Source organism: Streptomyces sp. TOM-9, from assembly GCF_056858595.1.
This window is the reverse complement of record NZ_JBXEQB010000001.1, coordinates 5,566,052-5,591,442: the sequence shown is the minus strand read 5'-3', so window position 1 is coordinate 5,591,442 and position 25,391 is coordinate 5,566,052. Positions and strand designations below refer to the sequence as shown.

The following is a 25,391-nucleotide window of genomic DNA, read 5'->3' as shown; positions in this document are numbered from 1 at the left end:
GGCGGACGGCGGACGTCGAACCCGACGGCGGACGCCGGTGGGCCCCGGACCGGGACGGTCCGGGGCATCCCGGGAGCGCGTTCAGCTGCGCGCGCGGTAGGCGCGCATCACCAGCGGGACGAAGACCACCGCGATCCCCGCGGCCCACAGCAGCGACCACATGACCGGTCCGGCGACCGCACCGGAGCCGGTCATCAACCCCCGTACGGCGTCGGCCAGGCGGGTGACCGGGTTCACGTCCGCCCACGCCCTGAGCCAGCCGGGCATGGTGTCCGCGCGCACGAAGGCGCTGGAGGTGAAGGTGAGCGGCATGACCAGCACGAAGCCGAAGGTCATCACCTTCTCCGGCTCGGAGACCAGCATCCCGATCAGCAGCGTCATCCAGGACATGGCGACCGCGAAGGCCAGCAGCAGGCCCGCCGCGCCCAGTACGCCGGGCACGCCGCCGTCCACGTCGAAGCCCATGAGCACACCCAGGCCCAGCATCAGCAGCAGCGACCACAGTTGCTTGCCGAGGTCCGCCACGACCCGCCCCATGAGCGGCGCGGAACGGGCGATCGGCAGCGAGCGCAACCGGTCCAGGACGCCCTTGGTGAGGTCGATGTTGAGGCCCATCGCGGTGTTCATGGTCGCGAAGAGGGCGTTCTGCACGATGATCCCGGGCAGCGCGTACTGCAGGTAGGCGTCCGGCGAGCCGGCCATCTGGCCGCCGAAGACGTAGGTGAAGAGCAGCACGAACATGACGGGCTGGACGCTGAGGTCCATCAGCTCCATCGGGTTGTGCTTGATCTGCACCAGGTTGCGCCAGGCGAGCGTGCAGGTCTGCTGCAGCCCGTCCCGGAGCCGGACCTTGGCGACCGGCATCACGTCCACGGTCACGGCGCTCATACCAGGGCCTCCGTCTTGTCCTCGTCCGTCGTCGTCTCCTCCACCGCGCGGTGCCCGGTGAGGGACAGGAACACCTCGTCGAGGCTGGAGCGGCGCAGCGTGAGCTCGCTCACCCGAACGCCGGCCTCGTCCAGCCGCCGTACGACGGCGGGCATCAGCTCCGGGTCGTTCACCGCGGCGGTGACCAGGCCGGACTCGATCTTCGTGGCGGGCCCGGCGACCACCGAGACCATCGCGTGGACCTTCTCCAGCTCCGCCGCGGCCATCGGCCGCACCTGCAGGACCTGGCCGCCGACCTGCTCCTTGAGCCCATCGGGCGTGCCCTCGGCGATCACCCGGCCGCGGTCGATCACCGCGATGTCGTCGGCGAGCTGGTCGGCCTCCTCCAGGTACTGCGTGGTCAGCAGCACCGTCGTACCGTCCCCGACCAGGCCGCGGACGATGTCCCACAGCTCGTTGCGGCTGTGCGGGTCCAGGCCGGTGGTGGGCTCGTCGAGGAAGAGCACCCGCGGCCGGCCGACCAGGCTGGCGGCGAGGTCGAGGCGGCGCCGCATGCCGCCGGAGTACGTCTTGGCGGCCCGGCCGCCGGCGTCGGCGAGCCGGAACTCCTCCAGCAGCCGCGTCGCCCGGGCGCGGGCCTCACGGCGCGGCAGGCCCAGCAGCCGGGCGATCATCAGCAGGTTCTCGTGGCCGGTGAGCATCTCGTCCACGGCCGCGTACTGCCCGGTGAGACCGACGAGCCCGCGTACGGCGCCGGCCTCCCGCACCACGTCGTGGCCGCCGACGAGCGCCCGGCCGGCGTCCGGCCGCAGCAGGGTGGCCAGGATGCGCACCGCCGTGGTCTTCCCCGCCCCGTTGGGGCCGAGCACGCCGAGCACCGTGCCGCTGCGCGCGGCCAGGTCCACGCCGGCCAGGGCCGTGGTCTCCTTGAAGCGTTTGACCAGGCCCTCCGCCTGGATCGCGTAACTCATCCGCGATGTCCTCCCCGTCATGGTTCGCTCGGTGTTGCTCCGTTGCGCACCACTGTCCCGGACGCCACTGACAACGGGCTGACATACCGCTGACGACGGCGCCGGCGCCGGCCCGGCCGACCCCGGCGTGAGCGCCGTTCACCGCGGCGCAACAATGAATCCGTGCCGCCGACGATTTCCCCCCACCCGACGCGCCGCCGCGCCGAGCCCACGCCGTACGTCGACCTGACGCGGGCCGAGTGGAGCGCGCTGCGCGACCGCACGCCGCTGCCGCTCACCGCGGACGAGGTCGAGCGCCTGCGCGGTCTCGGCGACGTCATCGACCTGGACGAGGTGATCGACGTCTACCTGCCGCTGTCGCGGCTGCTCAACCTCTACGTCGGCGCCACCCACGGACTGCGCGGCGCCGTCAACACCTTCCTCGACGACACCGGGGAGGGCCACGGCTCGCAGGCCGGCACGCCCTTCGTCATCGGGGTCGCCGGCAGCGTCGCGGTCGGCAAGTCGACCACCGCGCGCATCCTGAAGGCGCTGCTCGCCCGCTGGCCGGAGCACCCGCGGGTGGAACTGGTCACCACCGACGGCTTCCTGCTCCCCAAGGCCGAGCTCCAGCGCCGCGGGCTGATGTCCCGCAAGGGCTTCCCCGAGTCGTACGACCGGCGCGCCCTGACGCGCTTCGTGGCCGACGTGAAGGCCGGCAAGGACGAGGTGCGCGCGCCCGTCTACTCGCACCTGATCTACGACATCGTGCCCGACGAGGAGCTGGTCGTCCGGCGCCCGGACATCCTCATCGTCGAGGGCCTGAACGTCCTGCAGCCCGCCCTGCCGGGCAAGGACGGCCGTACCCGGGTCGCGCTCGCCGACTACTTCGACTTCAGCGTGTACGTGGACGCGCGCACCGAGGACATCGAGCAGTGGTACCTGGCGCGCTTCCGCAAGCTGCGCGAGACCGCCTTCCAGGACCCGCTGTCGTACTTCCACCGCTACACCGAGGTCTCCGAGGCGGAGGCCATGGAGTACGGCCGCCACACCTGGCGCGCCATCAACCAGCCCAACCTGCTGGAGAACGTGCTGCCCACCCGCGGCCGCGCGACCCTGATCCTGCGCAAGGGCCCCGACCACAAGGTGCAGAAACTCTCCCTGCGCAAGCTGTAGTCCACCGGCCGCCGGGTAGCCTGCCCCGCATGCTGCATCTCCGGATGATCGTCCCGCAGGGGAGCACCGACGAGGTCGTGTCCCTCGTCGAGGGGACCGTCGGCGCCACCCACGTCGCCGTGCTGCCCGGAGCGGCCCGCAACCCGCGCGGGGACATCGTCATGTGCGACGTGGCGCGCGAGGCGGGCGACGAACTGCTGCGGGCCCTGCGGCGCATGGGCGTCGCCGACACGGGCTCGATCGCGGTGGAGCACATCGACCTGTCGCTGTCGGCCCGCGCCGAGAAGGCCGAGGAGGACGCGCCCGGGGAGGGCGCGGACGCCGTGCTGTGGGAGTCGCTGACCGACGCGACCCACGAGGAGTCCACCCTCACCGTCACCTATCTGGCGTTCCTGGCCCTGGCGACGATGCTGGCGGCCTGCGGCGTGATGCTCGACAGCGCGATCCTGATCGTCGGCGCGATGGTGGTCGGCCCGGAGTTCGGCCCGCTGGCGGGGGTGTGCACCGGTCTGGTCCAGCGCCAGGGGCGGCTGGCCCGGCGCTCACTGGTGGCGCTGCTGGTGGGCTTCCCGGTGGCGATGGTGCTCACCGGCGGCTTCGCCTACCTGATGGACGTCCTGGGCGTCTTCGGCGTGGCCGACTTCACGGCGCCGCATCCGTCGACCGCCTTCATCTGGCAGCCGGACGCCAGTTCCTTCGTGGTGGCGTTCCTCGCCGGGATCGCCGGGATCCTCTCGCTGACCTCCGCCAAGTCCGGCGCCCTGGTCGGCGTGGCGATCTCGGTGACCACCGTCCCGGCGGCCGCCAACGCCGCCCTCGCCCTGACCTACGGCGACTACCGCGAGCTGTGGGGCTCCTCGGCGCAACTGGGCGTCAACCTGGCGGGCATCGTCATCGCGGGCGTCCTGACGCTGCTCGCCCAGAAGGGCTTCTGGGCGATGCAGCGCAGGCGGCGGCGTACGGTGCCGGGCGCGTCGTCGGACTAGCCGAGCGCGGACTTCACGACGTCGGCGAGCCGGCCGGCCACCGAGCGGGCGTGGTCGATGTCGGCGGCCTCGACCATGACGCGGACCACCGGCTCGGTGCCGGAGGGGCGCAGCAGCACGCGGCCGGTGCTGCCGAGCTCGGCCTCCGCCTCGGCCACGGCGGCGGACAGCTCGCTGGAGGACCCGACACGGCTCCGGTCGACGTCCCGGACGTTGACCAGGACCTGCGGCAGCCGCTCCATGACGGTGGCCAGCTCGGCCAGCGAACGGCCGGTGGAGACGACCCGGGCGGCCAGCATGAGGCCGGTGAGGGTGCCGTCGCCGGTGGTGGCGTGGTCGAGGATGATCACGTGGCCGGACTGCTCGCCGCCCAGCGCGTAGCCGTGCTCCTTCATCGACTCCAGCACGTAGCGGTCGCCGACGGCGGTCTGGATCAGCTCGATGCCCTCGCGCTCCATGGCGAGCTTGAAGCCCAGGTTGGACATGACGGTGCCGACGACGGTGTTCTTCCGCAGCCGGTCCGCCTCGCGCATGGCGACGGCCAGGACGGCCAGGATCTGGTCGCCGTCGACCTCGTTGCCCTGGTGGTCCACGGCCAGGCAGCGGTCGGCGTCGCCGTCGTGGGCGATGCCGAGGTCCGCGCCGTGTTCGATGACGGCGGCCTTGATCAGGTCCAGGTGGGTGGAACCGCAGCCGTCGTTGATGTTGAGGCCGTCCGGCTGGGCACCGAGGGTGACCACCTCGGCGCCGGCCCGGGCGAAGGCCTCGGGGGAGACGCGGGCGGCAGCGCCGTGGGCCTCGTCCAGGACGATCTTCAGGCCGTCCAGGCGGTTCGGCAGGACGCCGATCAGGTGGGCGACGTACTGGTCGAAGCCCTGGTCGTACTCGCGCACGCGGCCCACGCCGGCGCCGGTGGGGCGGTCCCAGGGGGCGCCGGTGCGGTGCTCCTCGTAGACGGACTCGATGCGGTCCTCGAGCTCGTCCGCGAGCTTGTGGCCGCCCCGGGCGAAGAACTTGACGCCGTTGTCGGGCATCGGGTTGTGGCTCGCGGAGAGCATCACGCCCAGGTCCGCGCCGAGCGCGCCGGTGAGGTAGGCCACGGCCGGGGTCGGCAGCACGCCCACCCGCAGCACGTCGACGCCGGCGCTGGCGAGCCCGGCCACCACCGCGGCCTCCAGGAACTCTCCGGACGCGCGCGGATCCCGTCCCACCACGGCCACCGGCTTGTGGCCCTCGAACGTGCCCGCCTCGGCGAGCACGTGCGCCGCCGCGACCGACAGTCCGAGCGCGAGCTCGGCCGTCAGATCCGCGTTCGCGACACCGCGCACACCGTCCGTACCGAAGAGTCGTCCCACGTCGTTACCTCCGAGATGTTGCCGTGCTCCGCCCCGTACTCGCCGGGCGTCCATCCGGTTATACGTCTATACCCCCCGGAATGCGTACGCCCCGGAGACGCACAAAGTGCCTCCGGGGCGTACGTGCAGTGCAGCGCGCGCGTGATGCTTAGCGCTTGCTGTACTGCGGCGCCTTGCGGGCCTTCTTCAGACCGGCCTTCTTGCGCTCGATCTCGCGAGCGTCGCGGGTCAGGAAGCCGGCCTTCTTGAGCGGGCCGCGGTTGTTGTCGACGTCCGCCTCGTTCAGCGCACGGGCGACGCCCAGGCGCAGCGCACCGGCCTGGCCGGAGATGCCGCCTCCGTTGATGCGGGCGATGACGTCGTAACGGCCGTCGAGCTCAAGGATCTTGAACGGCTCGTTGACTTCCTGCTGGTGCACCTTGTTGGGGAAGTACTCCTCAAGGGTGCGACCGTTGATCGTCCACTTGCCGGAGCCCGGGATGATCCGGACGCGGGCGACGGACTCCTTGCGGCGGCCCGTGCCGGCGGCCGGCTGCGGCTCGCCGAAGCGGGAGGCGAGGGACTCGGAGGTGTACTCCTCCGGGATCTCGATGGTCTCCACGATCTCGCCGTCCTCGACGAGAGGGGTCTCAGGGGTGGTCTCGGCCACGATGCTCCTCAGATGCTTTCTGTGTATCGGTGGTGGCCGGGACTAGCCCTGCGCGACCTGGCTGATCTCGAACGGAACCGGCTGCTGGGCACCGTGCGGGTGCTCGGCACCCGCGTACACCTTCAGCTTGGAGAGCATCTGGCGGCCCAGGCTGTTCTTGGGCAGCATGCCCTTGACGGCCTTCTCGATGGCCTTCTCGGGGTTCTTGTCGAGCAGCTCGTCGTAGCGGACGGAACGCAGACCGCCCGGGAAGCCCGAGTGGCGGTAGGCCAGCTTCTGCTGCTTCTTGTTACCGGAGAGGTGCACCTTGTCGGCGTTGATGATGATGACGAAGTCACCGGTGTCGACGTGGGGCGCATAAATCGGCTTGTGCTTGCCCCTCAGGAGGGACGCGGTCTGGGACGCCAGACGGCCCAGGACGACGTCCTGCGCGTCAATGACGTGCCACTGGCGCTGGACATCGCCGGGCTTGGGGCTGAACGTACGCACGGTCGTAGCCTTCGCTTCTTCAGTGAGTGGGTACTGACAAGGCCACCCGGACGATCACGACAGCCCTGTCACCCTGCGGCGACGCATACCGCGAGGTGAACGCTGGTCATCGGCCCGGTGGACCGGCGTAGCGGCCTCTCACGTGAGAACGAGCAAGCCAATACGCATAACGAACCTGCAGAATACCCGCGGCTGCCCGTTCGGGTCAAAACAGCCGGTGCGGGGGCGTGCCCGCACCGGCCGCCCCCGCCCGCACGCCCGCCTCGGGGGCGCCGGCCCCGGGCCCCCGCCCGGGACCCCGGTCAGCGCTCCCGCGCGACCCGCGTCTCGTCCCACACCGGTTCCGGCGCCTCCCGGACGACCCCGTCCGCACCGAAGACCAGGTACCGGTCGAAGCTGCGGGCGAACCAGCGGTCGTGCGTCACCGCGAGCACGGTCCCGTCGAACGCCTCCAGCCCCTCCTGCAGCGCCTCCGCCGACTCCAGGTCCAGGTTGTCGGTCGGCTCGTCCAGCAGCAGTGCCGTCGCCCCGGCCAGCTCCAGCAGCAGGATCTGGAAGCGCGCCTGCTGCCCGCCCGACAGCTGGTCGAAGCGCTGGTCGCCCTGCCGGTCGAGCTCGTAGCGCCGCAGGGCGGACATCGCCTTGCCGCGGTCGCGGGCGTGCTCGGTCCACAGGATGTCGACGAGGGTGCGCCCCGCCAGCTCCGGGTGCGCGTGCGTCTGCGCGAAGTGCCCCGGCACGACCCGCGCGCCCAGCTTCCACTCCCCCGTGTGCCGTACGCCGGGGTCGCCGGCCAGCAGCCGCAGGAAGTGCGACTTGCCCGAGCCGTTCGAACCGAGGACGGCCACCCGCTCCCCGTAGAAGACCTCCAGGTCGAACGGCTTCATCAGCCCGGTCAGCTCCAGCCGCCCGCAGGTGACGGCGCGCATGCCGGTGCGCCCGCCGGACAGCCGCATGCGGATGTCCTGCTCGCGCGGCGGCTCCTGCGGCGGCCCCGCCTCCTCGAACTTGCGCAGCCGGGTCTGCGCTGCCCGGTAGCGGGAGGCCATGTCGGGGCTGATCGCCGCCTGCTGACGGAGGGTCAGCACGAGCTTCTTCAGCCGGGCGTGCTCCTCCTCCCAGCGCCGTCGCAGCTCCTCGAAGCGGGCGAAGCGTTCGCGCCGCGCCTCGTGGTACGTGGCGAAGCCGCTGCCGTGCACCCACACGTCCGAGCCGGCCGGTCCCGGCTCGACGCTGACGATCTTCTCGGCGGAGCGGGCCAGCAGCTCCCGGTCGTGGGAGACGAACAGCACCGTCTTCCTGGTCTGCCGCAGCTGCTCCTCCAGCCAGCGCTTCCCGGGGACGTCGAGGTAGTTGTCCGGCTCGTCCAGCAGCAGCACCTCGTCGGTGCCGCGCAGCAGCGCCTCCAGCACCAGCCGCTTCTGCTCGCCGCCCGACAGCGTCCGCACCTCGCGCCACTGGGCCCGCTCGTACGGGACGCCCAGCGCGGCCGTGGTGCACATGTCCCAGACCGTCTCGGCCTCGTAGCCGCGGGCCTCGGCCCAGTCGCTGAGCGCCTGCGCGTAGGCCAGCTGGGCGGCCTCGTCGTCCTGCGCCATGATCTCCAGCTCGGCGGCGTCGACCGCGGCGGCGGCCGCGCGGATCCGCGGCGTCGCCACGGACACCAGCAGGTCCCGCACGGTGCGGTCGTCCCGCACCGAGCCGACGAACTGCGGCATGACCCCCAGCCCGCCGCTCACCGTGACCGTGCCGCCGTGCGGCTTCAACTCACCGGAGATCAGCCGCAGGAGGGTCGTCTTGCCGGCGCCGTTCGCCCCGACGAGGGCCACCGCGGCGCCCTCGCCCACCCGGAACGAGACGTCGCCCAGCAACACCCGGCCGTCCGGCAGGTAGTACTCCAGATGCGCAACGTCCACATGTCCCATGCTGTGGATTCTCGTAGCACGGTCGCCCGCCGCCAAACTGGTTTTCTCCTCTATAGAATCCGCGCCATGACTGACGGGCCGCTGCAGCCGTACCACCCGGACGAGGGATGGACCGCACCGCCGGGACGGCAGGGCGTCCCGGTCGTCCCCCGGGAGCGGCGCCACGTGCTCCTCGGACGGGTCGGCTCCGTCGGCTCCGGCCGCTGCTCCGCCGAGGCCGGCCCGCCGGCCTGCTGACCCCCCATGCCCTCCCTGCGTACGCTGCTGACCCTGCCCCGCATGCTCCGCCACGGCGCGGCCGTCGGGGCCGGCCTGCCACCGGACGAGGCCGTCCTCCTGGACGTCCCCGGCGTCCCGCTGCGCGGCGCGCTCGCCGCGGCGGGCACCGGCGACCACGGGCCCGCCCGGGAGCTGCTGTCCGCGACCCGGCTGGGCTGCCAGTGGGAACTGCGCGACACCTACGTCTGCGAACTGGCGCAGTTCGCGCTCCACAACCCCGGGTGGCTGGACGCCTGGCTCGCCGCCGCGCCCGAGGACCCGGACGCGGCGCTGGTCAAGGCCGACCTGTGCGTCCTCCAGGCCTGGGAGATACGCAGCGGCGCCCGCGCCTCCGAGGTCTCGCCGGAGCAGTTCAAGGCCTTCTTCGCGCTGCTCAAGGACGCAGTGCCGGTGATCGGCGCCGCCGCCGAGCTCAACCCCGCCGACCCCGTGCCGTGGCGCGTCGCCCTCACCCACGCGCGCGGCATGCAGTCCTCGCGGGAGATCTTCGACGCGTACTGGACCGAGGCCGTCGAGCGCGCCCCGCACCACTACGGCTGCCACGCCTCCGCCCTGCAGTACCTGTGCGCCAAGTGGTACGGCACCCACCGCGAGATGTTCGACTTCGCCGAGCAGGCCGCCGAGGAGGCACTCCCCGGCTCGAAGATCAACTCACTGCCGCTGCTCGCGGCCGTCGAGTACGAGATCGTCTCGGGCGGACCCGCCGCCGACGACGCTTCCGGCGCGGACGCCGTCGAGCCCGCCCGCATCGCCGCCGCCGTGGACCGCGCCCTGGAGCTGTCCGGCTGGTACGACCCCGGCGACCCGGAGGCTGCGGGGTTCCGCAACCACCTGGCGCTGATGCTGATGCGCGCGGGCCGCTGGGAGGAGGCGCTGCGCGTCTTCCGCGACATCGGCGTGCACGCCACCAGCTTCCCCTGGGCCCACCTGGGCGCGGACCCCCGCCAGGAGTTCCTGGACTTCCGCACCGGGGTGCGGATGCAGGTCGCCACCCGCACGCCGTTCTTCGGCACCCCGCCCGCGGTCCCCGTACCGGCCGGCACCCCCGACTGGGCGCCGCGTGCCCTGGCGGTGGCCTCCGCACCGCTCACCGCCGTCGCGCAGGCGGCACTGCTGTGCCGGACCGGGCTGCGGCTGGCCCCGGCGGGAGCGGGCTTCACCCATGTCGAGCTGACCGGGCAAGGCAGTCTGGCGGGCGCGGTCGACCTGTTCACGGCGGGCGAGAAGTGGCCCGCGGTCGTCCTGCAGCGCTCGGGCGACCGGTACGGGATCACGCTGTACGCCAGGGGCAGGAAGGTCGCCGCGCACGAGTGGGCACCGGGGGCGCCCGTACCCTCCCTGGACGCCGCCGGCGCCACGGCCGCCGCCTTCGCCGCGGCCTACGGCGTCCACGACGCACGGCCCCTCACGGCGCTGCTGCGCGCCATGGACGCCCCGGGGCGGCGGCTCGCGGACACGGTGGCGGCACTGGGACTGCCGGTGCTGCCGGAGGGCTTCGGGGAGCGTCCGGCCGCGCTCGACGGGGTGCCCGGCGCCCGGGTGCTCGCCCCGCGCGGTTTCCTCTCCGGGGTCAGGGACACCCTCACCACCGAGACGGGCGCGATGCCGCTCCCCCCGCGGGGCACGCCGGTGCGCCTCCCCGCCCGCTGGTGGGCGATGCGCGCGCTCTACCTGCTGCTGCTCGTCCCGGCCGCCTGCTTCTCCTGGTGGGGCGCCTTCCACGACCGCCTCCGCCCGGTCCCGCTGGTGCTGACGTCCCTGGGCTCGGGCTACGTCCTCACTCAGGTGGTCGCGGCACTGCGGCGCCGCAGATGAACGCACCGGCCGGCGGCGGCCCGGTGCGCGGCGGCGCCGCCCCTCAGGCGCGCGGCAGCGGCAGGGTACGCATGTTGCGGGCCTCGCGGCTGCGCGCGGCCAGCAGCTCGTCCGCCGGGTAGCCGACCTCCTCCAGGGTCAGCCCGTGCGGCCGCACCACGTTGACCGCGGAGTGCCGGACCCGTCCCGCCAGGACCTCCCCGGGGAAACCGGCCGGCCGGTGGCCGTCGCCGACCAGCAGCATCGACCCGACCAGGGCGCGCACCATGTTGTGGCAGAAGGCGTCCGCCCGTACGGTCGCCACTGCCAGCCCGGAGGCCTCCCGCTCCCAGTGCAGTTCCAGGAGGGTGCGGATGGTCGTCGCGCCCTCCCGCTTCTTGCAGTAGGCCGCGAAGTCGTGCTCGCCGAGGAGCTTGCGCGCCGCCTCGTTCATCAGGTCGACGTCCACCGGCCGGTCGTGCCACAGCACGTGCCCCCGCAGCAGGGGGTCGACCCCGCCCTGGTGGTCGCCGACCCGGTAGGCGTAGCGGCGCCAGATCGCGGAGAAGCGCGCGTTGAAGCCGGCCGGGGCCTGCGAGACCTTCCACACCCGTACGTCCCAGGGCAGCCGTCCCGCCAGCCGGCGCAGCAGCTTGCCGCCCTCCGCCGCCCAGACGTCCTCCGGCAGGTCGACGTGCGCGACCTGCCCACGGGCGTGCACACCCGCGTCCGTACGCCCGGCGACGGTCAGCTCGACCGGCTCGGGCAGCCGCAGCACCGTCCGCAGGGCCGACTCCAGCTCCCCCTGCACGGTCCGCCGGTTGCGCTGCTTCGCCCAGCCGGAGAACTCGGCCCCGTCGTACGCCAGGTCCAGCCGCACCCGGACGTACCCGGGCTCCACCTCATCGCTCGCCACACTCACCCGCAGATCCTCTCAAACACGCGGACGGGCCCGCCCCCAGAGATCTGGGTGCGGGCCCGTCCGGTCAGGACGTCAGGCGTCCTTGGACTCCTCGGCCGGAGCCTCGGTGGCCTCGGCCTTGTCCTCGACCTCGGCCGGAGCCTCGGTCTTGGCCTCGGCCTCCTTGACCGCGCGCTTGGTCGCGGCCTCCGCCTCACCCGTGGCCTGCTGGGCCACGGTCAGCGCCTCCACCAGCTCGATGACGGCCATCGGCGCGTTGTCGCCGCGGCGGTTACCGATCTTGGTGATGCGGGTGTAACCACCCGGGCGGTTCTCGTACCGCGGGGCGATCTCGGTGAAGAGCGTGTGGACGATGCCCTTGTCCGTGATCGTCTGCAGTACCAGGCGACGGTTGTGGATGTCGCCCTTCTTCGCCTTGGTGATCAGGCGCTCCGCGACCGGACGCAGACGGCGCGCCTTGGCCTCGGTGGTGGTGATGCGACCGTGCTCGAACAGCGACTTCGCGAGGTTCGCGAGAAGCAGACGCTCGTGCGCGGCGCTGCCGCCCAGACGGGCACCCTTGGCGGGCTTCGGCATGGTGTTTCTCCTCAATCTCTGCACCGGCCGTGTCAGGTACCGGTGTCAGGCCCCCCAGGCGGACGCCTGGGGGCAGTCAGATCAGTACTGCTCGGTCTCCACGAAACCGGCGTCGACGTCGTCGTCCGCACCGAAGGTGTCGGCGGCGGAGGTCGGGTCGAATCCGGGCGGGCTGTCCTTCAGGGCCAGGCCCATGCCGGCCAGCTTCGCCTTGACCTCGTCGATCGACTTCGCACCGAAGTTGCGGATGTCGAGCAGGTCGGCCTCGGAGCGCGCCACGAGTTCACCCACGGAGTGGATGCCCTCACGCTTGAGGCAGTTGTAGGAACGGACGGTGAGCTCGAGCTCCTCGATCGGCAGCGCGAGGTCCGCCGCCAGGGCGGCGTCCGTGGGGGACGGGCCCATGTCGATGCCCTCGGCGTCGACGTTGAGCTCGCGGGCGAGCCCGAACAGCTCGACCAGGGTCTTGCCGGCCGAGGCCATCGCGTCGCGGGGACGCATGGCCTGCTTGGTCTCGACGTCGACGATCAGCTTGTCGAAGTCGGTGCGCTGCTCGACACGGGTCGCCTCGACCTTGTAGGTGACCTTGAGCACCGGGCTGTAGATGGAGTCGACCGGGATGCGGCCGATCTCCTGGCCCTGCTGCTTGTTCTGGACGGCCGAGACGTAGCCGCGACCGCGCTCGACGGTCAGCTCCATCTCCAGCTTGCCCTTGCCGTTCAGGCTGGCCAGGACGAGGTCGGGGTTGTGCACCTCGACACCGGCCGGGGGCGCGATGTCGGCGGCGGTGACCACACCCGGGCCCTGCTTGCGCAGGTACATCACGACGGGCTCGTCGTGCTCCGAGGAGACGACGAGCTGCTTGATGTTGAGGATGAGGTCGGTGACGTCCTCCTTGACACCCGGCACGGTGGTGAACTCGTGCAGGACGCCGTCGACCCGGATCGAGGTGACGGCGGCACCCGGGATCGAGGAGAGGAGCGTACGGCGGAGCGAGTTGCCGAGGGTGTAGCCGAAGCCCGGCTCCAGCGGCTCGATCACGAACCGGGAACGGAACTCGTCGACGACCTCTTCGGCCAACGAAGGGCGCTGAGCGATCAGCATGGGGTGATGCCTCCAGTCTTCGGCACCCACTATTTGATGCCGAGGCTTCAAGGGTACGGGCGGCGCGGCGCCAGGAGCACCGCACCGCCCGGGACCGTGAGCGCTGCTACTTCGAGTAGAGCTCGACGATCAACTGCTCCTGCACCTGGGTGTCGATGACCGGGCGCTCGGGCAGGTTGTGCACGAGGATCCGCAGACGCGAGGGGATCGCCTCCAGCCAGGCCGGGACGGTCCTCTCGCCGGCCTCCCCCTGGGCCACCGCGAAGGGCGTCAGGTTACGGGAGGACTCGCGGACCTCGACGATGTCGTTCGCGACGACACGGGCCGACGGGATGTCGGTCTTGACGCCGTTCACGAGGAAGTGGCCGTGACGGACCAGCTGCCGCGCATGATCACGCGACTTGGCGAAGCCCGCCCGGTAGACCACGTTGTCCAGCCGGGACTCCAGGATGCGGAGCAGGTTCTCACCGGTCTTGCCGGACCTGCGGTTCGCCTCCACGTAGTACCCGCGGAACTGCTTCTCAAGGACACCGTAGATGCGCGCGCACTTCTGCTTCTCGCGCATCTGCAACAGGTACTCGCTGTCCTTGGTGCGCCCGCGTCCATGCTCACCCGGGGGGTAAGGACGGATCTCGATCGGGCACTTCGCGCTCTCGCACTTGCTCCCCTTGAGGAAGAGCTTCTGCTTCTCCCGACGGCAACGCTTGCAGTCGGCCCCGGTGTAACGCGCCATTCCTGTTTGTCTCCTACCTGCTCAGCGGATTGCTGATCAGACGCGCCGGCGCTTCGGCGGGCGGCATCCGTTGTGCGGGGTCGGAGTGACGTCCTGGATCGAGCCGACCTCGAGGCCGGTGGCCTGGAGGGAGCGGATCGCGGTCTCACGGCCGGAGCCGGGGCCCTTGACGAACACATCGACCTTGCGCATGCCGTGCTCCTGCGCGCGACGCGCGGCCGACTCGGCGGCCATCTGCGCGGCGAACGGGGTCGACTTGCGCGAGCCCTTGAAGCCGACGTGGCCGGCAGAGGCCCAGGAGATCACGTTGCCGGACGGGTCCGTGATCGAAACGATGGTGTTGTTGAACGTGCTCTTGATGTGGGCGTGCCCATGAGCGACGTTCTTCTTCTCCTTGCGGCGCACCTTCTTGGCGCCGGCCTGACGGCCCTTCGGAGGCATATGTGGTTACTCCCGGTGGAGGTGGTCGGTCCTACAGCGAAGACCGCTGACGAGCGTCCGCTGAGGACTACTTCTTGCCCGGCTTCTTCTTGCCGGCGATGGCGCGACGCGGGCCCTTGCGGGTGCGGGCGTTGGTGTGGGTCCGCTGGCCGTGGACCGGCAGGCCGCGACGGTGGCGCAGGCCCTGGTAGCAGCCGATCTCGACCTTGCGACGGATGTCCGCCTGGATCTCGCGACGGAGGTCACCCTCGGTCTTGATGTTGGCGTCCACGTACTCGCGGATCTTGACCAGGTCCTCTTCGTCCAGGTCGCGGACCCGGGTGTCCGGGTTCACGCCGGTGGCGGCGAGGGTCTCCTTGGCCAGGGTGCGGCCGATGCCGAAGACGTAGGTGAGGGCGACCTCCACACGCTTCTCGCGCGGGATGTCGACACCTGAAACGCGTGCCATTCAATGGCTCCTGTTGGTGTCCGGGGGTCTTCCACAGCGCCGTTCCTGACCGCCGTACCAGGTACGGATCAGGTCTCCGGCCCCCGCCGGAGGTGCCGTCAGCCGGAGCGTTCCGGCCGGACGGGCGCTGCGTATGTACATGTGTTTCGCGTCGCGCGAAGAACTGCGAGGTGCAGGTCGGCGTGCGTCAGCCCTGGCGCTGCTTGTGGCGCAGGTTGTCGCAGATGACCATGACCCGGCCGTGACGGCGGATCACCTTGCACTTGTCGCAGATCTTCTTGACGCTCGGCTTGACCTTCATGGGATGTCAGGTTCTCCGGGTCTTGAGATCTACTTGTAGCGGTAGACGATCCGTCCGCGCGTGAGGTCGTAAGGGGACAACTCCACAACGACCCGGTCATCGGGAAGGATGCGGATGTAGTGCATGCGCATCTTGCCACTGATGTGCGCGAGGACCTTGTGACCGTTCTGCAGCTCCACCTTGAACATAGCGTTCGGCAGAGACTCGATCACGGTGCCCTCGATTTCGATGGCGCCTTGCTTCTTGGCCATGTCCTGCTTTCGGGATCGGCTACCTTGGTCGGCTTTTGGCATGCCTGAAGGCATACGCGGGCCGACGTGACAGTCTACGTCAGCCGATCTGGAAAGACGAATCCGGGGTGTATGCCCGCGAAAGATGATCGGTAAGCGCGGCGGACGGGGCGCTCAGGCGAGCGGGTCCGGCGCGGCCGTGATCCCGTACTCCGCCAGCTTGGCCTTGCCGCCGTCGCGGGCGGTCAGGACCAGCGGGCCCTCCTCGGTGAGCGCGACGGAGTGCTCCCAGTGCGAGGACCAGGTGCCGTCGTCGGTCTTGACCGTCCACTCGTCCTCGAGGACGTGGGTGAGGGGGGTGCCGAGGCTGACCATCGGCTCGATGGCCAGGCACATGCCGGGCACCAGGCGGGGGCCCTTGCCGCGCTTGCGGGACACGTAGTTCAGCAGGTGGGGGTCCATGTGCATCTGCGAACCGATGCCGTGGCCGCCGTACTCCTCGATGATCCCGTACTTGCCGCCGCCGGGCTTCGGCTGCCGGCGGATGTACGTCTCGATGGCACGGGAGATGTCGACCAGCCGGTCGCCCTTGCGGAAGGCGGCGATGCCGGCCCACATGGACTCCTCGGTCACCCGGCTGAGCTCCACCAGTTCCGGAGCGTGGCCGCTGCCCACGAACGCCGTGTAGGCGGCGTCGCCGTGCCAGCCGTCGACGATCGCGCCGCAGTCGATCGAGATGACGTCGCCGTCCTTCAGGACGGTCGCGGTGTCCGGGATGCCGTGGACGACGACGTCGTTCACGGAGGTGCAGATCGTGGCGGGGAAACCGCCGTACCCCAGGAAGTTCGGCTTGGCCCCGTGGTCGGCGAGGACCTTGCGGGCCACGTCGTCCAGGTCCTTGGTGGTGGCCCCCGGGACGGCCGCCTCACGGGTGGCCTCGTGGATCGCGGCGACGACCAGGCCGGCCGCGCGCATCTTCGCGATCTGCTCGGGGCTCTTGATCTCCACCATCGGTCCTGGCCTTCCTTCGTCCCACCGGATACCTCAACGGTACGGCCGCGGGGTCCTGGGGGACACCGCGGCCGTACCGGTCACGCATGTGCTCAGGCGGCGCTGTCGCCCGAGTCCTTCTTGTCGTGCAGCGCGTCCATCGCCCGCTTGGTCACCTCGGCGACCTTGCCCAGGGCCGAGATGGTGCGCACCAGGCCCTGCTGCTTGTAGTAGTCGATGATCGGCTCGGTCTTGCTGTGGTACTCCTCCAGCCGGACCCGCACCTTCTCCTCGGTGTCGTCCGACCGCTGGTACAGCTCGCCGCCGCACTCGTCGCAGACGCCGGCATCGGCCGGAGGGTTGTACACCACGTGGAAGACGTGGCTGCCGTTCTTGCGGCACAGCCGGCGACCGGCGATGCGCTTGACGACCTCCTCCTCGGGGACCTCGAGGTCCAGCACCGCGTCCAGCGCTATCCCGGCCTCGGCGAGGATCTTGTCGAGCGCCTGCGCCTGGCCCACGTTCCGCGGGAAGCCGTCGAGCAGGAAGCCGTTCCCGGCGTCCGGCTGCAGCATGCGGTCCTTGGCCATGCCGATGGTGATCTCGTCGGGTACCAGCCGGCCGGCGTCCATGTACTCCTGGGCCTTGCGGCCCAGCTCCGTGCCCTGGCTGATGTTCGCCCGGAAGAGGTCGCCCGTGGAGATGTGCGGGATCGACAGGTTCCTGGCAAGGTACGCAGCCTGCGTACCCTTGCCGGCCCCGGGGGGCCCGACGAGGACGATGCGCATCAGCGGAGGAACCCTTCGTAGTTACGCTGCTGAAGCTGGCTCTCGATCTGCTTCACGGTCTCCAGGCCGACACCCACGATGATCAGGATGCTCGTCCCGCCGAACGGGAAGTTCTGGTTCGCGTTGAACAGCACCAGCGCCACGGTGGGCACCAAGGCGATCAGACCCAGGTACATCGCGCCCGGCCACGTGATGCGGTTGAGCACGTAGCTGAGGTACTCCGCGGTGGGACGACCAGCCCGGATGCCCGGGATGAACCCACCATACTTCTTCATGTTGTCCGCGACTTCTTCGGGGTTGAACGAGATGGCCACGTAGAAGAAGGCAAAGAAGACAATCAGCAGGAAGTACGCGGTGATGTAGATCGGGTGATCACCCTTGACCAGGTTGTCCCTGACCCAGTTTGCCCAGGTAGACGTGGATCCACTGAACTGGACGACCAGTGACGGGATGTACAGGAGCGATGACGCGAAGATGACGGGAATCACACCCGCCTGGTTCACCTTCAGCGGGATGTAGGTGGACGTTCCTCCGTACGAACGACGGCCGATCATGCGCTTCGCGTACTGCACGGGGATGCGGCGCTGCGCCTGCTCGACGAAGACGACGAGGGCGACCATCGCCAGACCCACCATGATGACCGCGCCGAACTCGACCCAGCCGTCCGCGATCTTCCCGGACTTCTTGATCGCCCAGAGGGCGCCGGGGAAGCCGGCCGCGATCGACAGGAACATCAGGATCGACATGCCGTTGCCGATGCCGCGGTCGGTGATGAGCTCGCCCAGCCACATGATGAGGGCGGTACCCGCGGTCATCGTGATGACCATCGTGATCGTGGTGAAGATCGACTGGTCGGGGACGATGTTGAAGCGGTCGGGGCACTGCTGGAAGAGGCTGCCGGAGCGGGCGGTGGCCACCAGGCCGGTGCCCTGCAGGATCGCCAGCGCCACGGTGAGGTAGCGCGTGTACTGGGTGATCTTGGTCTGGCCGGCCTGGCCCTCCTTCTTGAGGGCTTCCAGGCGCGGGATGACCACGGTGAGCAGCTGCAGGATGATGCTCGCGGTGATGTACGGCATGATGCCGAGCGCGAAGATCGTGAGTTGCAGAAGCGCGCCGCCGCTGAAGAGGTTCACCAGGCCGAAGAGGCCCTGGTTCCCGCCGACCGCCTTGATGCAGGAGTTGACCACCTGGTAGTCGACCCCAGGGATCGGGATGTGCGCTCCCAGCCGGAACAGCATCATGATGCCCAGCGTGAACAGCAGCTTCTTGCGCAGGTCGGGCGTCCTGAACGCCCGGGCGAACGCGGTGAGCACGGTGCCTCCTGCGCCCCCCGCTTCTTCGGCGGGAGGTGACGGTGTTGAAAGCTACGAATGGTCGAACTGCAAAACGTTGGGGGTTGCCTGACCCGCGTCAGCGCACAGGCTCCGCAAGACTAGCCCGGCCCACCTTACCGGCGAGCGTCCGTCCCCGGAATGACCAACCGGGGATGCCCCGCACGAAAGTGCGGAACATCCCCGGCTGGATGTGGCATCACTCTCAGACGAGCTCGGTGACCGAGCCGCCCGCAGCGGTGATCTTCTCCTTGGCGGAGCCGGAGACCGCGTCGACGGTCACCTGCAGCGCCACGGAGATCTCGCCGGTGCCCAGCACCTTGACGAGCTGGTTCTTCCGCACGGCACCCTTGGCGACCAGGTCGGCCACCGTGACCTCGCCACCCTCGGGGTAGAGCGCGGTCAGCTTGTCCAGGTTCACGACCTGGAACTCGGTGCGGAACGGGTTCTTGAAGCCCTTGAGCTTCGGCAGACGCATGTGGAGGGGCATCTGCCCACCCTCGAAGCGTGCCGGAACCTGGTAGCGGGCCTTCGTGCCCTTGGTGCCACGACCCGCCGTCTTGCCCTTGGACGCCTCACCACGACCCACACGGGTCTTGGCGGTCTTGGCACCGGGGGCCGGACGGAGGTTGTGGACCTTCAGCGGGTTCGACGTGTTGTCGGTGCCCATGTCAGTCAACCTCCTCGACCGTGACGAGGTGGCGGACGGTCTGGACCATGCCGCGGATCTCCGGGCGGTCCTCCTTGACCACAACGTCGTTCAGCCGCTTCAGGCCGAGCGAACGCAGGGTGTCACGGTGGTTCTGCTTGCTGCCGATGTACGACTTGACCTGCGTGACCTTGAGGCGAGCCATTACGCACCCACCCCAGCACGCGCCCGGAGCAGAGCCGCGGGAGCCACGTCCTCGAGGGGCAGGCCACGACGGGCGGCGATCTCCTCGGGGCGCTGCAGGCCCTGAAGAGCGGCCACCGTGGCGTGCACGATGTTGATCGCGTTGTCGGAGCCGAGCGACTTCGACAGGACGTCGTGGATGCCGGCGCACTCCAGAACGGCGCGCACCGGACCACCGGCGATCACACCCGTACCGGGGGAAGCAGGCTTGAGCAGGACGACGCCCGCGGCCTTCTCGCCCTGGATGGGGTGGGGGATGGTGCCCTGGATACGGGGGACCTTGAAGAAGTGCTTCTTGGCCTCCTCAACACCCTTGGCGATGGCGGCCGGCACCTCCTTGGCCTTGCCGTAACCGACACCCACGGTGCCGTCACCGTCGCCCACCACGACCAGCGCGGTGAAGCTGAAGCGACGACCACCCTTCACAACCTTGGCGACGCGGTTGATCGCGACAACGCGCTCAACGTACGCGGTCTTCTCGGCGGCAGCTGCGCCGCCGTCACGGCCCTTCCGGTCCCGCCGCTCGCCGCCACCGGCACCGCCACCGCGGCGCTGGGGTCCAGCCATTGGATTACCTCTCTCTGTTTCCGCTAGCTACGGAACCGGCTCAGAAACCGAGCCCGGCTTCGCGGGCGGCGTCGGCAAGGGCGGCAATGCGCCCGGCGTACCGGTTGCCACCACGGTCGAACACGACGGTCTCGACACCGGCCGCCTTGGCGCGCTCGGCGACCAGCTGGCCGACCTTCTTGGCCTGCTCGGTCTTGTCACCCTCGACGCCTCGGATGGAGGTGTCCAGGTGCGACGCCGAGGCCACGGTGTGGCCCTTGAGGTCGTCGATGACCTGTGCCGTGATACCGCGGTTGGAGCGGGTCACGACCAGGCGCGGACGCGCCTCGGTGCCCGAGATCCGCTTGCGGACGCGGATGTGGCGGCGCTTCTTGGCGGCGCCCTTGTAAGCATCGCCCTTGGCGATCTTCACACCGTATGCCATGGCTTACTTACCAGCCTTTCCGACCTTGCGGCGGATGACTTCGCCCTCGTACTTGACGCCCTTGGCCTTGTACGGGTCGGGCTTCCGCAGCTTGCGGATGTTCGCGGCGACCTCGCCGACCTTCTGCTTGTCGATGCCCTCGACCGAGAACTTGGTGGGGTTCTCGACCTTGAAGGAGATGCCCTCGGGGGCCTCGACGACGATCGGGTGGCTGTAGCCCAGGGCGAACTCCAGGCTGGAGCCCTTCGCCTGGACGCGGTAACCGACACCGCTGATCTCGAGCTTCTTCACGTAGCCCGCGGTCACGCCGGTGATCATGTTCGCCACCAGCGTGCGCGACAGGCCGTGCAGGGCCTTGTTCAGACGCTCGTCGTTCGGACGCGACACCTGCAGGGTGCCGTCCTCGCCCTTGACGATCTCGATCGGCGCGGCAACGGTGTGGGTCAGGGAACCCTTGGGGCCCTTCACCGAGACCGTCCGGCCATCGATGGTGACGTCCACGCCGGCGGGAACCGGGATGGGCAGCCGTCCAATACGCGACATGGCTATACCTCCGTTTCCCGACTACCAGACGTAGGCGAGGACTTCCCCACCCACGCCCTTCTTGTTTGCCTGCTTGTCGGTGAGGAGCCCGTGGGAGGTGGAGATGATCGCCACGCCCAGGCCGCCGAGCACCTTCGGCAGGTTGGTGGACTTTGCGTAGACCCGCAGACCGGGCTTGCTGATGCGCTTGATGCCGGCGATCGAGCGCTCGCGGTTCGGACCGAACTTCAGCTCGAGAACGAGGTTCTTGCCGACCTCGGCGTCCTCGACCTTCCAGCCGGTGATGTAACCCTCCTGCTGGAGGATCTCCGCGATGTGCGACTTGATCTTGCTGAACGGCATGGTGACCTCGTCGTGGTACGCGGAGTTCGCGTTCCGCAGACGCGTCAGCATGTCTGCGATCGGGTCAGTCATGGTCATGTGATGGCCTTAGGCCTCTCTCGCCGGGGTTTCCTATATGCGCCATCCCTCTCCCCCATCAGACTGGGGACGGGTGCGGCGCGGGGACCTACGGCGTAGTAAGACGGTCATGGGCGGCGGGCGCCCAACCCTTCTACCTTACGGTATGCAGGGCTGGGCTCCCGCCACTCATCTGCTTACCGAGAGCCCCTGGTGGTTACCAGGAGCTCTTGGTCACGCCCGGCAGCTCACCGCGGTGCGCCATCTCACGAAGGCACACGCGGCACAGGCCGAACTTGCGGTACACGGAGTGCGGACGGCCACAACGCTGGCAGCGCGTGTAGCCACGCACGCCGAACTTGGGCTTGCGGGCGGCCTTCGCGATAAGAGCCTTCTTCGCCACGGCTCACGCCTCCTTGAACGGGAAGCCGAGGTGACGGAGGAGCGCGCGGCCCTCAGCGTCGTTGGTCGCCGTGGTCACCACGGTGATGTCCATACCCCGGGTGCGGTCGATCTTGTCCTGGTCGATCTCGTGGAACATGACCTGCTCCGTGAGACCGAAGGTGTAGTTGCCTCGGCCGTCGAACTGCTTCGGCGACAGACCGCGGAAGTCGCGGATGCGCGGGAGCGCGAGCGACAGCAGACGGTCCAGGAACTCCCACATGCGGTCACCGCGGAGGGTGACGTGGGCGCCGATGGGCTGACCCTCACGCAGCTTGAACTGCGCGATGGACTTCCGGGCCTTGGTGACGGCCGGCTTCTGGCCGGTGATCGTGGTGAGGTCGCGGATCGCGCCCTCGATCAGCTTGGAGTCGCGGGCGGCGTCGCCCACACCCATGTTGACCACGATCTTGGTGAGACCGGGGATCTGCATGACGTTCTCGTACTGGAACTCGTCACGCATCTTGCCCGCGATCTCCTCGCGGTAGCGCGCCTTCAGACGAGGCGAAGTGGTGGCAGTCATCAGATGTCCTCACCCGTCCGCTTGGCAACGCGGATCTTGTTGCCCTCGTCGTCGAAGCGGTAGCCGACGCGGGTCACGACCTTCTTGCCGTCCTTCTCCACGACCAGCTGGACGTTGGAGACGTGGACGGGGGCCTCCGTCGTGATGATGCCGCCGGTCTTCGAACCACGGGCGGTCTGGCCGGCCTTGGTGTGCTTCTTGACCCGGTTGACACCCTCGACCAGGACGCGGTCCTCAGCCGGGTAGGCCGCGATGACCTTGCCCTGCTTGCCCTTGTCCTTACCGGTGATGACCTGGACCAGGTCGCCCTTCTTGATCTTCATCGGTTACAGCACCTCCGGCGCGAGCGAGATGATCTTCATGAACTTCTTCTCGCGCAGCTCCCGGCCCACGGGGCCGAAGATACGGGTGCCGCGGGGGTCACCGTCGTTCTTGAGGATGACGGCCGCGTTCTCGTCGAAGCGGATGTACGAACCGTCGGGACGGCGGCGCTCCTTGACGGTGCGCACGACGACCGCCTTGACGACGTCGCCCTTCTTCACGTTGCCACCGGGGATCGCGTCCTTGACGGTGGCGACGATGACGTCACCGATTCCTGCGTAGCGGCGACCGGAGCCACCGAGGACACGGATGCAAAGGATCTCCTTCGCGCCCGTGTTGTCGGCGACACGCAGTCGCGACTCCTGCTGGATCACGTCTTTCTCCTGATCGTCTGCCGGTTCCCTCCGGGGCGGGCCCGGAGAGCCTGGCGGAACCGTCCTGCGGGGAACCCCCCGCAGGAATTACGTGCCGGCCGGCCGAGCGGTACTACTTGGCCTTCTCGAGGATCTCGACGACGCGCCAGCGCTTGCTCGCGGACAGCGGCCGGGTCTCCATGAGGAGGACACGGTCGCCGACGCCCGCGGCGTTCTGCTCGTCGTGCGCCTTGAGCTTGTTGGTACGGCGGATGACCTTGCCGTACAGGGCGTGCTTCACACGGTCCTCGACGGCGACCACGACGGTCTTGTCCATCTTGTCGCTGACCACGAGACCCTCACGGGTCTTGCGGTCACCGCGCTGCTCGCTGCTCTCAGTCACATTCTTCTCGCTCATCAGGCGTTCTCCACCGTCTCGATGCCGAGCTCACGCTCACGCATGAGGGTGTAGATCCGGGCGATGTCCTTGCGGACGACCTTCAGCCGGGAGTTGTTCTCGAGCTGTCCGGTGGCCGCCTGGAAGCGGAGGTTGAACAGCTCCTCCTTGGCCTCACGCAGCTTGCCGACGAGCTCCTCGTCGCCCAGCTGACGCAGCTCGGTCGCCTTGGTACCGGCCGCCATTACAGCTCACCTGCCTCGCGCCGGACGATCCGGCACTTCATCGGAAGCTTGTGGGCGGCTCGGGTGAGCGCCTCACGCGCAACCTTCTCGTTCGGGAAGGACAGCTCGAACATCACCCGACCGGGCTTGACGTTCGCGATCCACCACTCCGGGGAACCCTTACCGGAACCCATGCGGGTTTCGGCCGGCTTCTTCGTGAGCGGACGGTCCGGGTAGATGTTGATCCAGACCTTGCCACCACGGCGGATGTGACGGGTGATGGCGATACGAGCGGACTCGATCTGCCGGTTCGTCACGTACGCGGGGGTGACGGCCTGGATGCCGTACTCACCGAACGCCAGCTCGGTGCCACCCTTGGCCATGCCATCACGCTTCGGGTGGTGCTGCTTACGGTGCTTGACCCGACGGGGGATCAGCATGGGGGTCAGGCCTCCGTTCCGGTGGTCTCCGCAGCCGGAGCCTCAGCGGTGGTCGCCTCGGCCTTGGGGGCCTGGGCGTCACCCTGGGGACGACGGCCACGGCCGCCGCGCTCGCCACCGCGGCGCTGCGGACGGTCGTTGCCACCGCCACGGGCCGGGCGGTTGCCGGCGCGGGCGGCAGCGTTCTCTGCGCGGACCTCGGCGATGTTCTTGACGTCGCCCTTGTAGATCCACACCTTCACACCGATGCGGCCGAAGGTCGTACGGGCCTCGAAGAAGCCGTAGTCGACGTTGGCGCGCAGCGTGTGCAGCGGAACGCGGCCCTCGCGGTAGAACTCCGAGCGGGACATCTCGGCGCCGCCGAGACGGCCACCGCACTGGATCTTGATGCCCTTGGCGCCGGCCTTCATCGTGCTCTGCATGCTCTTGCGCATGGCACGACGGAAGGAGACGCGGGAGGACAGCTGCTCGGCGACGGCCTGGGCCACCAGCTGAGCGTCCGTCTCCGGGTTCTTGACCTCGAGGATGTTCAGCTGGACCTGCTTGCCGGTCAGCTTCTCCAGGTCGCCGCGGATGCGGTCGGCCTCCGCGCCGCGACGGCCGATGACGATGCCCGGCCGGGCGGTGTGGATGTCGACGCGGACGCGGTCACGGGTGCGCTCGATCTCCACCTTGGAGATGCCGGCCCGCTCCATGCCCTGCGTCATCATCCGGCGGATGGCGACGTCTTCCTTGACGTAGTCCTTGTACAGCTTGTCGGCGTACCACCGGGACTTGAAGTCCGTGGTGATGCCGAGCCGGAACCCGTGCGGGTTAACCTTCTGGCCCATTACCGGGTTCCTTCCTTGCTGCTGACGACCACGGTGATGTGGCTGGTCCGCTTGCGGATCCGGTAGGCACGACCCTGGGCACGCGGACGGAACCGCTTCAGGGTCGGGCCCTCGTCGACGTACGCCTCGCTGATGTACAGCGACTCGGCGTCGGTGTGGTCGTAGTTGTGCGCGGCGTTGGCAATGGCGCTGTCGAGCACCTTGCCCACCGGCACGCTCGCGGCCTGCGGGGCGAAACGCAGGACCGCCTGAGCCTCCGTGGCGCTCATGCCACGGATGAGGTCCACCACGCGGCGGGCCTTCATGGGCGTGACGCGGATGTACCGCGCCTGGGCCCTGGCTTCCATGGTTGTCCCTTCGGTGTCTGTCATGGTCTTCGCTCTCCGCAGATCAGCGACGACGCGACTTGCGGTCGTCCTTCTCGTGGCCGCGGAAGGTGCGGGTCGGCGCGAACTCGCCGAGCTTGTGGCCGACCATCGACTCGGTGACAAACACCGGGACGTGCTTACGGCCGTCGTGCACCGCGATCGTGTGGCCCAGCATCGCCGGGATGATCATCGAGCGGCGGGACCAGGTCTTGATGACGTTGTGGGTACCGGCCTCGTTCTGAACGTCCACCTTCTTGATCAGGTGGTCGTCGACGAAGGGCCCCTTCTTGAGACTGCGCGGCATCTAAACCCGC

37 protein-coding genes are annotated in these 25,391 nt (G+C 69.4%); 4 read left to right on the top strand and 33 right to left on the bottom strand.

Annotated features, from left to right (window positions below; genetic code table 11):
• Positions 1-81 precede the first annotated feature (81 nt).
• On the bottom strand, positions 82-888 hold the full coding sequence (locus tag AC1VWI_RS26205) for an ABC transporter permease (protein WP_499513445.1): 807 nt from the start codon (positions 886-888) through the stop codon (positions 82-84).
• Positions 885-1,859 carry an ATP-binding cassette domain-containing protein gene (locus AC1VWI_RS26200; protein WP_499513444.1) on the bottom strand — a complete coding sequence of 325 codons (975 nt, stop codon included), beginning with the start codon at positions 1,857-1,859 and terminating at the stop codon, positions 885-887. The genes AC1VWI_RS26205 and AC1VWI_RS26200 overlap by 4 nt, the downstream gene beginning before the upstream one ends.
• Positions 1,860-2,021: 162 nt before the next feature.
• On the opposite strand from AC1VWI_RS26200, the gene coaA reads away from it, so the two are divergent.
• Positions 2,022-3,014 (top strand): type I pantothenate kinase, encoded by a 993-nt coding sequence (coaA, locus tag AC1VWI_RS26195; protein ID WP_499513443.1) that lies wholly within the window; start codon positions 2,022-2,024, stop codon positions 3,012-3,014.
• A 29-nt stretch (positions 3,015-3,043) separates the two neighbouring features.
• Complete coding sequence (locus tag AC1VWI_RS26190; protein WP_499513442.1) at positions 3,044-4,000, top strand: DUF389 domain-containing protein; 957 nt, start codon at positions 3,044-3,046, stop codon at positions 3,998-4,000.
• Here AC1VWI_RS26190 and glmM read toward each other — a convergent pair.
• The 4 genes from glmM to AC1VWI_RS26170 all read right to left on the bottom strand — a co-directional run bounded on the left by glmM (position 3,997) and on the right by AC1VWI_RS26170 (position 8,418).
• Positions 3,997-5,355: a phosphoglucosamine mutase gene (gene glmM, locus AC1VWI_RS26185; RefSeq protein ID WP_499513441.1), complete on the bottom strand. Its 1,359-nt coding sequence runs from the start codon at positions 5,353-5,355 to the stop codon at positions 3,997-3,999. The genes AC1VWI_RS26190 and glmM overlap by 4 nt on opposite strands.
• Positions 5,356-5,503: 148 nt before the next feature.
• Positions 5,504-6,004, bottom strand: coding sequence for a 30S ribosomal protein S9 (rpsI, locus tag AC1VWI_RS26180; protein WP_319140461.1), 501 nt, complete (start codon positions 6,002-6,004; stop codon positions 5,504-5,506).
• 42 nt (positions 6,005-6,046) lie between these two features.
• The gene (gene rplM / locus AC1VWI_RS26175; RefSeq protein WP_089229083.1) at positions 6,047-6,493 is read right to left on the bottom strand and encodes a 50S ribosomal protein L13; all 447 of its coding nucleotides are present in this window, start codon (positions 6,491-6,493) and stop codon (positions 6,047-6,049) included.
• Positions 6,494-6,795: 302 nt separating this feature from the next.
• Positions 6,796-8,418: an ATP-binding cassette domain-containing protein gene (locus AC1VWI_RS26170; RefSeq protein WP_499513440.1), complete on the bottom strand. Its 1,623-nt coding sequence runs from the start codon at positions 8,416-8,418 to the stop codon at positions 6,796-6,798.
• Between the two features lie 66 nt (positions 8,419-8,484).
• Here AC1VWI_RS26170 and AC1VWI_RS26165 point away from each other — a divergent pair, with 66 nt between their 5' ends.
• Both AC1VWI_RS26165 and AC1VWI_RS26160 read left to right on the top strand, forming a co-directional pair.
• Positions 8,485-8,655, top strand: coding sequence for a hypothetical protein (locus tag AC1VWI_RS26165; protein ID WP_499513439.1), 171 nt, complete (start codon positions 8,485-8,487; stop codon positions 8,653-8,655).
• Positions 8,656-8,661: 6 nt separating this feature from the next.
• Positions 8,662-10,512 (top strand): hypothetical protein, encoded by a 1,851-nt coding sequence (locus AC1VWI_RS26160; RefSeq protein ID WP_499513438.1) that lies wholly within the window; start codon positions 8,662-8,664, stop codon positions 10,510-10,512.
• A gap of 43 nt (positions 10,513-10,555) precedes the next feature.
• Here the strand turns inward: AC1VWI_RS26160 and truA are convergent, their stop codons facing one another.
• The 27 genes from truA to rpsS form a co-directional block, all read right to left on the bottom strand.
• Complete coding sequence (gene truA, locus AC1VWI_RS26155; RefSeq protein WP_499513437.1) at positions 10,556-11,413, bottom strand: tRNA pseudouridine(38-40) synthase TruA; 858 nt, start codon at positions 11,411-11,413, stop codon at positions 10,556-10,558.
• A gap of 72 nt (positions 11,414-11,485) precedes the next feature.
• Positions 11,486-11,989 carry a 50S ribosomal protein L17 gene (rplQ, locus tag AC1VWI_RS26150; RefSeq protein WP_499513436.1) on the bottom strand — a complete coding sequence of 168 codons (504 nt, stop codon included), beginning with the start codon at positions 11,987-11,989 and terminating at the stop codon, positions 11,486-11,488.
• A gap of 81 nt (positions 11,990-12,070) precedes the next feature.
• Positions 12,071-13,093: a DNA-directed RNA polymerase subunit alpha gene (locus AC1VWI_RS26145; protein WP_499513435.1), complete on the bottom strand. Its 1,023-nt coding sequence runs from the start codon at positions 13,091-13,093 to the stop codon at positions 12,071-12,073.
• A 106-nt stretch (positions 13,094-13,199) separates the two neighbouring features.
• A complete protein-coding gene (gene rpsD, locus AC1VWI_RS26140; RefSeq protein ID WP_499513434.1) occupies positions 13,200-13,826 on the bottom strand; it encodes a 30S ribosomal protein S4 in 627 nt (208 codons plus the stop codon).
• Between the two features lie 36 nt (positions 13,827-13,862).
• Positions 13,863-14,267, bottom strand: a complete 405-nt coding sequence (gene rpsK, locus AC1VWI_RS26135) for a 30S ribosomal protein S11 (RefSeq protein ID WP_018558890.1) — start codon at positions 14,265-14,267, stop codon at positions 13,863-13,865.
• 67 nt (positions 14,268-14,334) lie between these two features.
• Positions 14,335-14,715: a 30S ribosomal protein S13 gene (gene rpsM, locus AC1VWI_RS26130; RefSeq protein WP_499513433.1), complete on the bottom strand. Its 381-nt coding sequence runs from the start codon at positions 14,713-14,715 to the stop codon at positions 14,335-14,337.
• A 187-nt stretch (positions 14,716-14,902) separates the two neighbouring features.
• On the bottom strand, positions 14,903-15,016 hold the full coding sequence (gene rpmJ, locus AC1VWI_RS26125) for a 50S ribosomal protein L36 (protein WP_003956441.1): 114 nt from the start codon (positions 15,014-15,016) through the stop codon (positions 14,903-14,905).
• Between the two features lie 29 nt (positions 15,017-15,045).
• Positions 15,046-15,267, bottom strand: a complete 222-nt coding sequence (infA, locus tag AC1VWI_RS26120) for a translation initiation factor IF-1 (RefSeq protein WP_003956442.1) — start codon at positions 15,265-15,267, stop codon at positions 15,046-15,048.
• Between the two features lie 153 nt (positions 15,268-15,420).
• Entirely contained in the window at positions 15,421-16,257 is an 837-nt protein-coding gene (map, locus tag AC1VWI_RS26115; RefSeq protein ID WP_499513432.1) for a type I methionyl aminopeptidase, read from the bottom strand.
• 92 nt (positions 16,258-16,349) lie between these two features.
• A complete protein-coding gene (locus AC1VWI_RS26110) occupies positions 16,350-17,024 on the bottom strand; it encodes an adenylate kinase (RefSeq protein ID WP_499513431.1) in 675 nt (224 codons plus the stop codon).
• The gene (gene secY, locus AC1VWI_RS26105) at positions 17,024-18,337 is read right to left on the bottom strand and encodes a preprotein translocase subunit SecY (RefSeq protein ID WP_499513430.1); all 1,314 of its coding nucleotides are present in this window, start codon (positions 18,335-18,337) and stop codon (positions 17,024-17,026) included. The genes AC1VWI_RS26110 and secY overlap by 1 nt, the downstream gene beginning before the upstream one ends.
• Before the next feature lie 223 nt (positions 18,338-18,560).
• Entirely contained in the window at positions 18,561-19,025 is a 465-nt protein-coding gene (rplO, locus tag AC1VWI_RS26100; RefSeq protein ID WP_499513429.1) for a 50S ribosomal protein L15, read from the bottom strand.
• 1 nt (position 19,026) lies between these two features.
• On the bottom strand, positions 19,027-19,209 hold the full coding sequence (rpmD, locus tag AC1VWI_RS26095) for a 50S ribosomal protein L30 (RefSeq protein ID WP_087927574.1): 183 nt from the start codon (positions 19,207-19,209) through the stop codon (positions 19,027-19,029).
• On the bottom strand, positions 19,209-19,814 hold the full coding sequence (gene rpsE, locus AC1VWI_RS26090) for a 30S ribosomal protein S5 (RefSeq protein WP_319658494.1): 606 nt from the start codon (positions 19,812-19,814) through the stop codon (positions 19,209-19,211). The genes rpmD and rpsE overlap by 1 nt, the downstream gene beginning before the upstream one ends.
• Positions 19,815-19,854: 40 nt before the next feature.
• Positions 19,855-20,238, bottom strand: a complete 384-nt coding sequence (gene rplR, locus AC1VWI_RS26085) for a 50S ribosomal protein L18 (protein WP_499513428.1) — start codon at positions 20,236-20,238, stop codon at positions 19,855-19,857.
• 3 nt (positions 20,239-20,241) lie between these two features.
• A complete protein-coding gene (rplF, locus tag AC1VWI_RS26080) occupies positions 20,242-20,781 on the bottom strand; it encodes a 50S ribosomal protein L6 (RefSeq protein WP_499513427.1) in 540 nt (179 codons plus the stop codon).
• Positions 20,782-20,802: 21 nt separating this feature from the next.
• Positions 20,803-21,201 (bottom strand): 30S ribosomal protein S8, encoded by a 399-nt coding sequence (rpsH, locus tag AC1VWI_RS26075; protein WP_326572868.1) that lies wholly within the window; start codon positions 21,199-21,201, stop codon positions 20,803-20,805.
• Positions 21,202-21,397: 196 nt separating this feature from the next.
• A complete protein-coding gene (locus tag AC1VWI_RS26070; protein WP_003948630.1) occupies positions 21,398-21,583 on the bottom strand; it encodes a type Z 30S ribosomal protein S14 in 186 nt (61 codons plus the stop codon).
• 3 nt (positions 21,584-21,586) lie between these two features.
• A complete protein-coding gene (gene rplE, locus AC1VWI_RS26065; RefSeq protein WP_018558880.1) occupies positions 21,587-22,144 on the bottom strand; it encodes a 50S ribosomal protein L5 in 558 nt (185 codons plus the stop codon).
• Positions 22,144-22,467 (bottom strand): 50S ribosomal protein L24, encoded by a 324-nt coding sequence (rplX, locus tag AC1VWI_RS26060; protein WP_431944472.1) that lies wholly within the window; start codon positions 22,465-22,467, stop codon positions 22,144-22,146. Before rplX ends, rplE begins: the two co-directional genes overlap by 1 nt.
• Before the next feature lie 3 nt (positions 22,468-22,470).
• On the bottom strand, positions 22,471-22,839 hold the full coding sequence (gene rplN / locus AC1VWI_RS26055; protein ID WP_055718836.1) for a 50S ribosomal protein L14: 369 nt from the start codon (positions 22,837-22,839) through the stop codon (positions 22,471-22,473).
• A gap of 112 nt (positions 22,840-22,951) precedes the next feature.
• On the bottom strand, positions 22,952-23,236 hold the full coding sequence (rpsQ, locus tag AC1VWI_RS26050) for a 30S ribosomal protein S17 (protein WP_018558878.1): 285 nt from the start codon (positions 23,234-23,236) through the stop codon (positions 22,952-22,954).
• Complete coding sequence (gene rpmC, locus AC1VWI_RS26045) at positions 23,236-23,460, bottom strand: 50S ribosomal protein L29 (protein ID WP_319139014.1); 225 nt, start codon at positions 23,458-23,460, stop codon at positions 23,236-23,238. Before rpmC ends, rpsQ begins: the two co-directional genes overlap by 1 nt.
• The gene (gene rplP / locus AC1VWI_RS26040; RefSeq protein ID WP_499513426.1) at positions 23,460-23,879 is read right to left on the bottom strand and encodes a 50S ribosomal protein L16; all 420 of its coding nucleotides are present in this window, start codon (positions 23,877-23,879) and stop codon (positions 23,460-23,462) included. Before rplP ends, rpmC begins: the two co-directional genes overlap by 1 nt.
• Before the next feature lie 5 nt (positions 23,880-23,884).
• On the bottom strand, positions 23,885-24,709 hold the full coding sequence (gene rpsC / locus AC1VWI_RS26035) for a 30S ribosomal protein S3 (RefSeq protein WP_361800646.1): 825 nt from the start codon (positions 24,707-24,709) through the stop codon (positions 23,885-23,887).
• A complete protein-coding gene (rplV, locus tag AC1VWI_RS26030; RefSeq protein WP_361800744.1) occupies positions 24,709-25,056 on the bottom strand; it encodes a 50S ribosomal protein L22 in 348 nt (115 codons plus the stop codon). The genes rpsC and rplV overlap by 1 nt, the downstream gene beginning before the upstream one ends.
• A 43-nt stretch (positions 25,057-25,099) precedes the next feature.
• Positions 25,100-25,381: a 30S ribosomal protein S19 gene (gene rpsS / locus AC1VWI_RS26025; protein WP_018558873.1), complete on the bottom strand. Its 282-nt coding sequence runs from the start codon at positions 25,379-25,381 to the stop codon at positions 25,100-25,102.
• Between the last annotated feature and the right edge of the window lie 10 nt (positions 25,382-25,391).

Bases quoted from the DNA above. Each gene is read 5' to 3' on its own strand.
- AC1VWI_RS26205 (WP_499513445.1), bottom strand. From the start codon at position 888: ATGAGCGCCGTGACCGTGGACGTGATGCCGGTCGCCAAGGTCCGGCTC.
- AC1VWI_RS26200 (WP_499513444.1), bottom strand. From the start codon at position 1,859: ATGAGTTACGCGATCCAGGCGGAGGGCCTGGTCAAACGCTTCAAGGAG.
- AC1VWI_RS26190 (WP_499513442.1), top strand. From the start codon at position 3,044: ATGCTGCATCTCCGGATGATCGTCCCGCAGGGGAGCACCGACGAGGTC.
- AC1VWI_RS26170 (WP_499513440.1), bottom strand. From the start codon at position 8,418: ATGGGACATGTGGACGTTGCGCATCTGGAGTACTACCTGCCGGACGGC.
- AC1VWI_RS26165 (WP_499513439.1), top strand. From the start codon at position 8,485: ATGACTGACGGGCCGCTGCAGCCGTACCACCCGGACGAGGGATGGACC.
- AC1VWI_RS26160 (WP_499513438.1), top strand. From the start codon at position 8,662: ATGCCCTCCCTGCGTACGCTGCTGACCCTGCCCCGCATGCTCCGCCAC.
- rplQ (WP_499513436.1), bottom strand. From the start codon at position 11,989: ATGCCGAAGCCCGCCAAGGGTGCCCGTCTGGGCGGCAGCGCCGCGCAC.
- AC1VWI_RS26145 (WP_499513435.1), bottom strand. From the start codon at position 13,093: ATGCTGATCGCTCAGCGCCCTTCGTTGGCCGAAGAGGTCGTCGACGAG.
- rpsD (WP_499513434.1), bottom strand. From the start codon at position 13,826: ATGGCGCGTTACACCGGGGCCGACTGCAAGCGTTGCCGTCGGGAGAAG.
- rpsK (WP_018558890.1), bottom strand. From the start codon at position 14,267: ATGCCTCCGAAGGGCCGTCAGGCCGGCGCCAAGAAGGTGCGCCGCAAG.
- rpsM (WP_499513433.1), bottom strand. From the start codon at position 14,715: ATGGCACGCGTTTCAGGTGTCGACATCCCGCGCGAGAAGCGTGTGGAG.
- rpmJ (WP_003956441.1), bottom strand. From the start codon at position 15,016: ATGAAGGTCAAGCCGAGCGTCAAGAAGATCTGCGACAAGTGCAAGGTG.
- infA (WP_003956442.1), bottom strand. From the start codon at position 15,267: ATGGCCAAGAAGCAAGGCGCCATCGAAATCGAGGGCACCGTGATCGAG.
- map (WP_499513432.1), bottom strand. From the start codon at position 16,257: ATGGTGGAGATCAAGAGCCCCGAGCAGATCGCGAAGATGCGCGCGGCC.
- AC1VWI_RS26110 (WP_499513431.1), bottom strand. From the start codon at position 17,024: ATGCGCATCGTCCTCGTCGGGCCCCCCGGGGCCGGCAAGGGTACGCAG.
- rplO (WP_499513429.1), bottom strand. From the start codon at position 19,025: ATGGGCACCGACAACACGTCGAACCCGCTGAAGGTCCACAACCTCCGT.
- rpmD (WP_087927574.1), bottom strand. From the start codon at position 19,209: ATGGCTCGCCTCAAGGTCACGCAGGTCAAGTCGTACATCGGCAGCAAG.
- rpsE (WP_319658494.1), bottom strand. From the start codon at position 19,814: ATGGCTGGACCCCAGCGCCGCGGTGGCGGTGCCGGTGGCGGCGAGCGG.
- rplR (WP_499513428.1), bottom strand. From the start codon at position 20,238: ATGGCATACGGTGTGAAGATCGCCAAGGGCGATGCTTACAAGGGCGCC.
- rplF (WP_499513427.1), bottom strand. From the start codon at position 20,781: ATGTCGCGTATTGGACGGCTGCCCATCCCGGTTCCCGCCGGCGTGGAC.
- rpsH (WP_326572868.1), bottom strand. From the start codon at position 21,201: ATGACCATGACTGACCCGATCGCAGACATGCTGACGCGTCTGCGGAAC.
- rplE (WP_018558880.1), bottom strand. From the start codon at position 22,144: ATGACTGCCACCACTTCGCCTCGTCTGAAGGCGCGCTACCGCGAGGAG.
- rplX (WP_431944472.1), bottom strand. From the start codon at position 22,467: ATGAAGATCAAGAAGGGCGACCTGGTCCAGGTCATCACCGGTAAGGAC.
- rpsQ (WP_018558878.1), bottom strand. From the start codon at position 23,236: ATGAGCGAGAAGAATGTGACTGAGAGCAGCGAGCAGCGCGGTGACCGC.
- rpmC (WP_319139014.1), bottom strand. From the start codon at position 23,460: ATGGCGGCCGGTACCAAGGCGACCGAGCTGCGTCAGCTGGGCGACGAG.
- rplP (WP_499513426.1), bottom strand. From the start codon at position 23,879: ATGCTGATCCCCCGTCGGGTCAAGCACCGTAAGCAGCACCACCCGAAG.
- rpsC (WP_361800646.1), bottom strand. From the start codon at position 24,709: ATGGGCCAGAAGGTTAACCCGCACGGGTTCCGGCTCGGCATCACCACG.
- rplV (WP_361800744.1), bottom strand. From the start codon at position 25,056: ATGGAAGCCAGGGCCCAGGCGCGGTACATCCGCGTCACGCCCATGAAG.
- rpsS (WP_018558873.1), bottom strand. From the start codon at position 25,381: ATGCCGCGCAGTCTCAAGAAGGGGCCCTTCGTCGACGACCACCTGATC.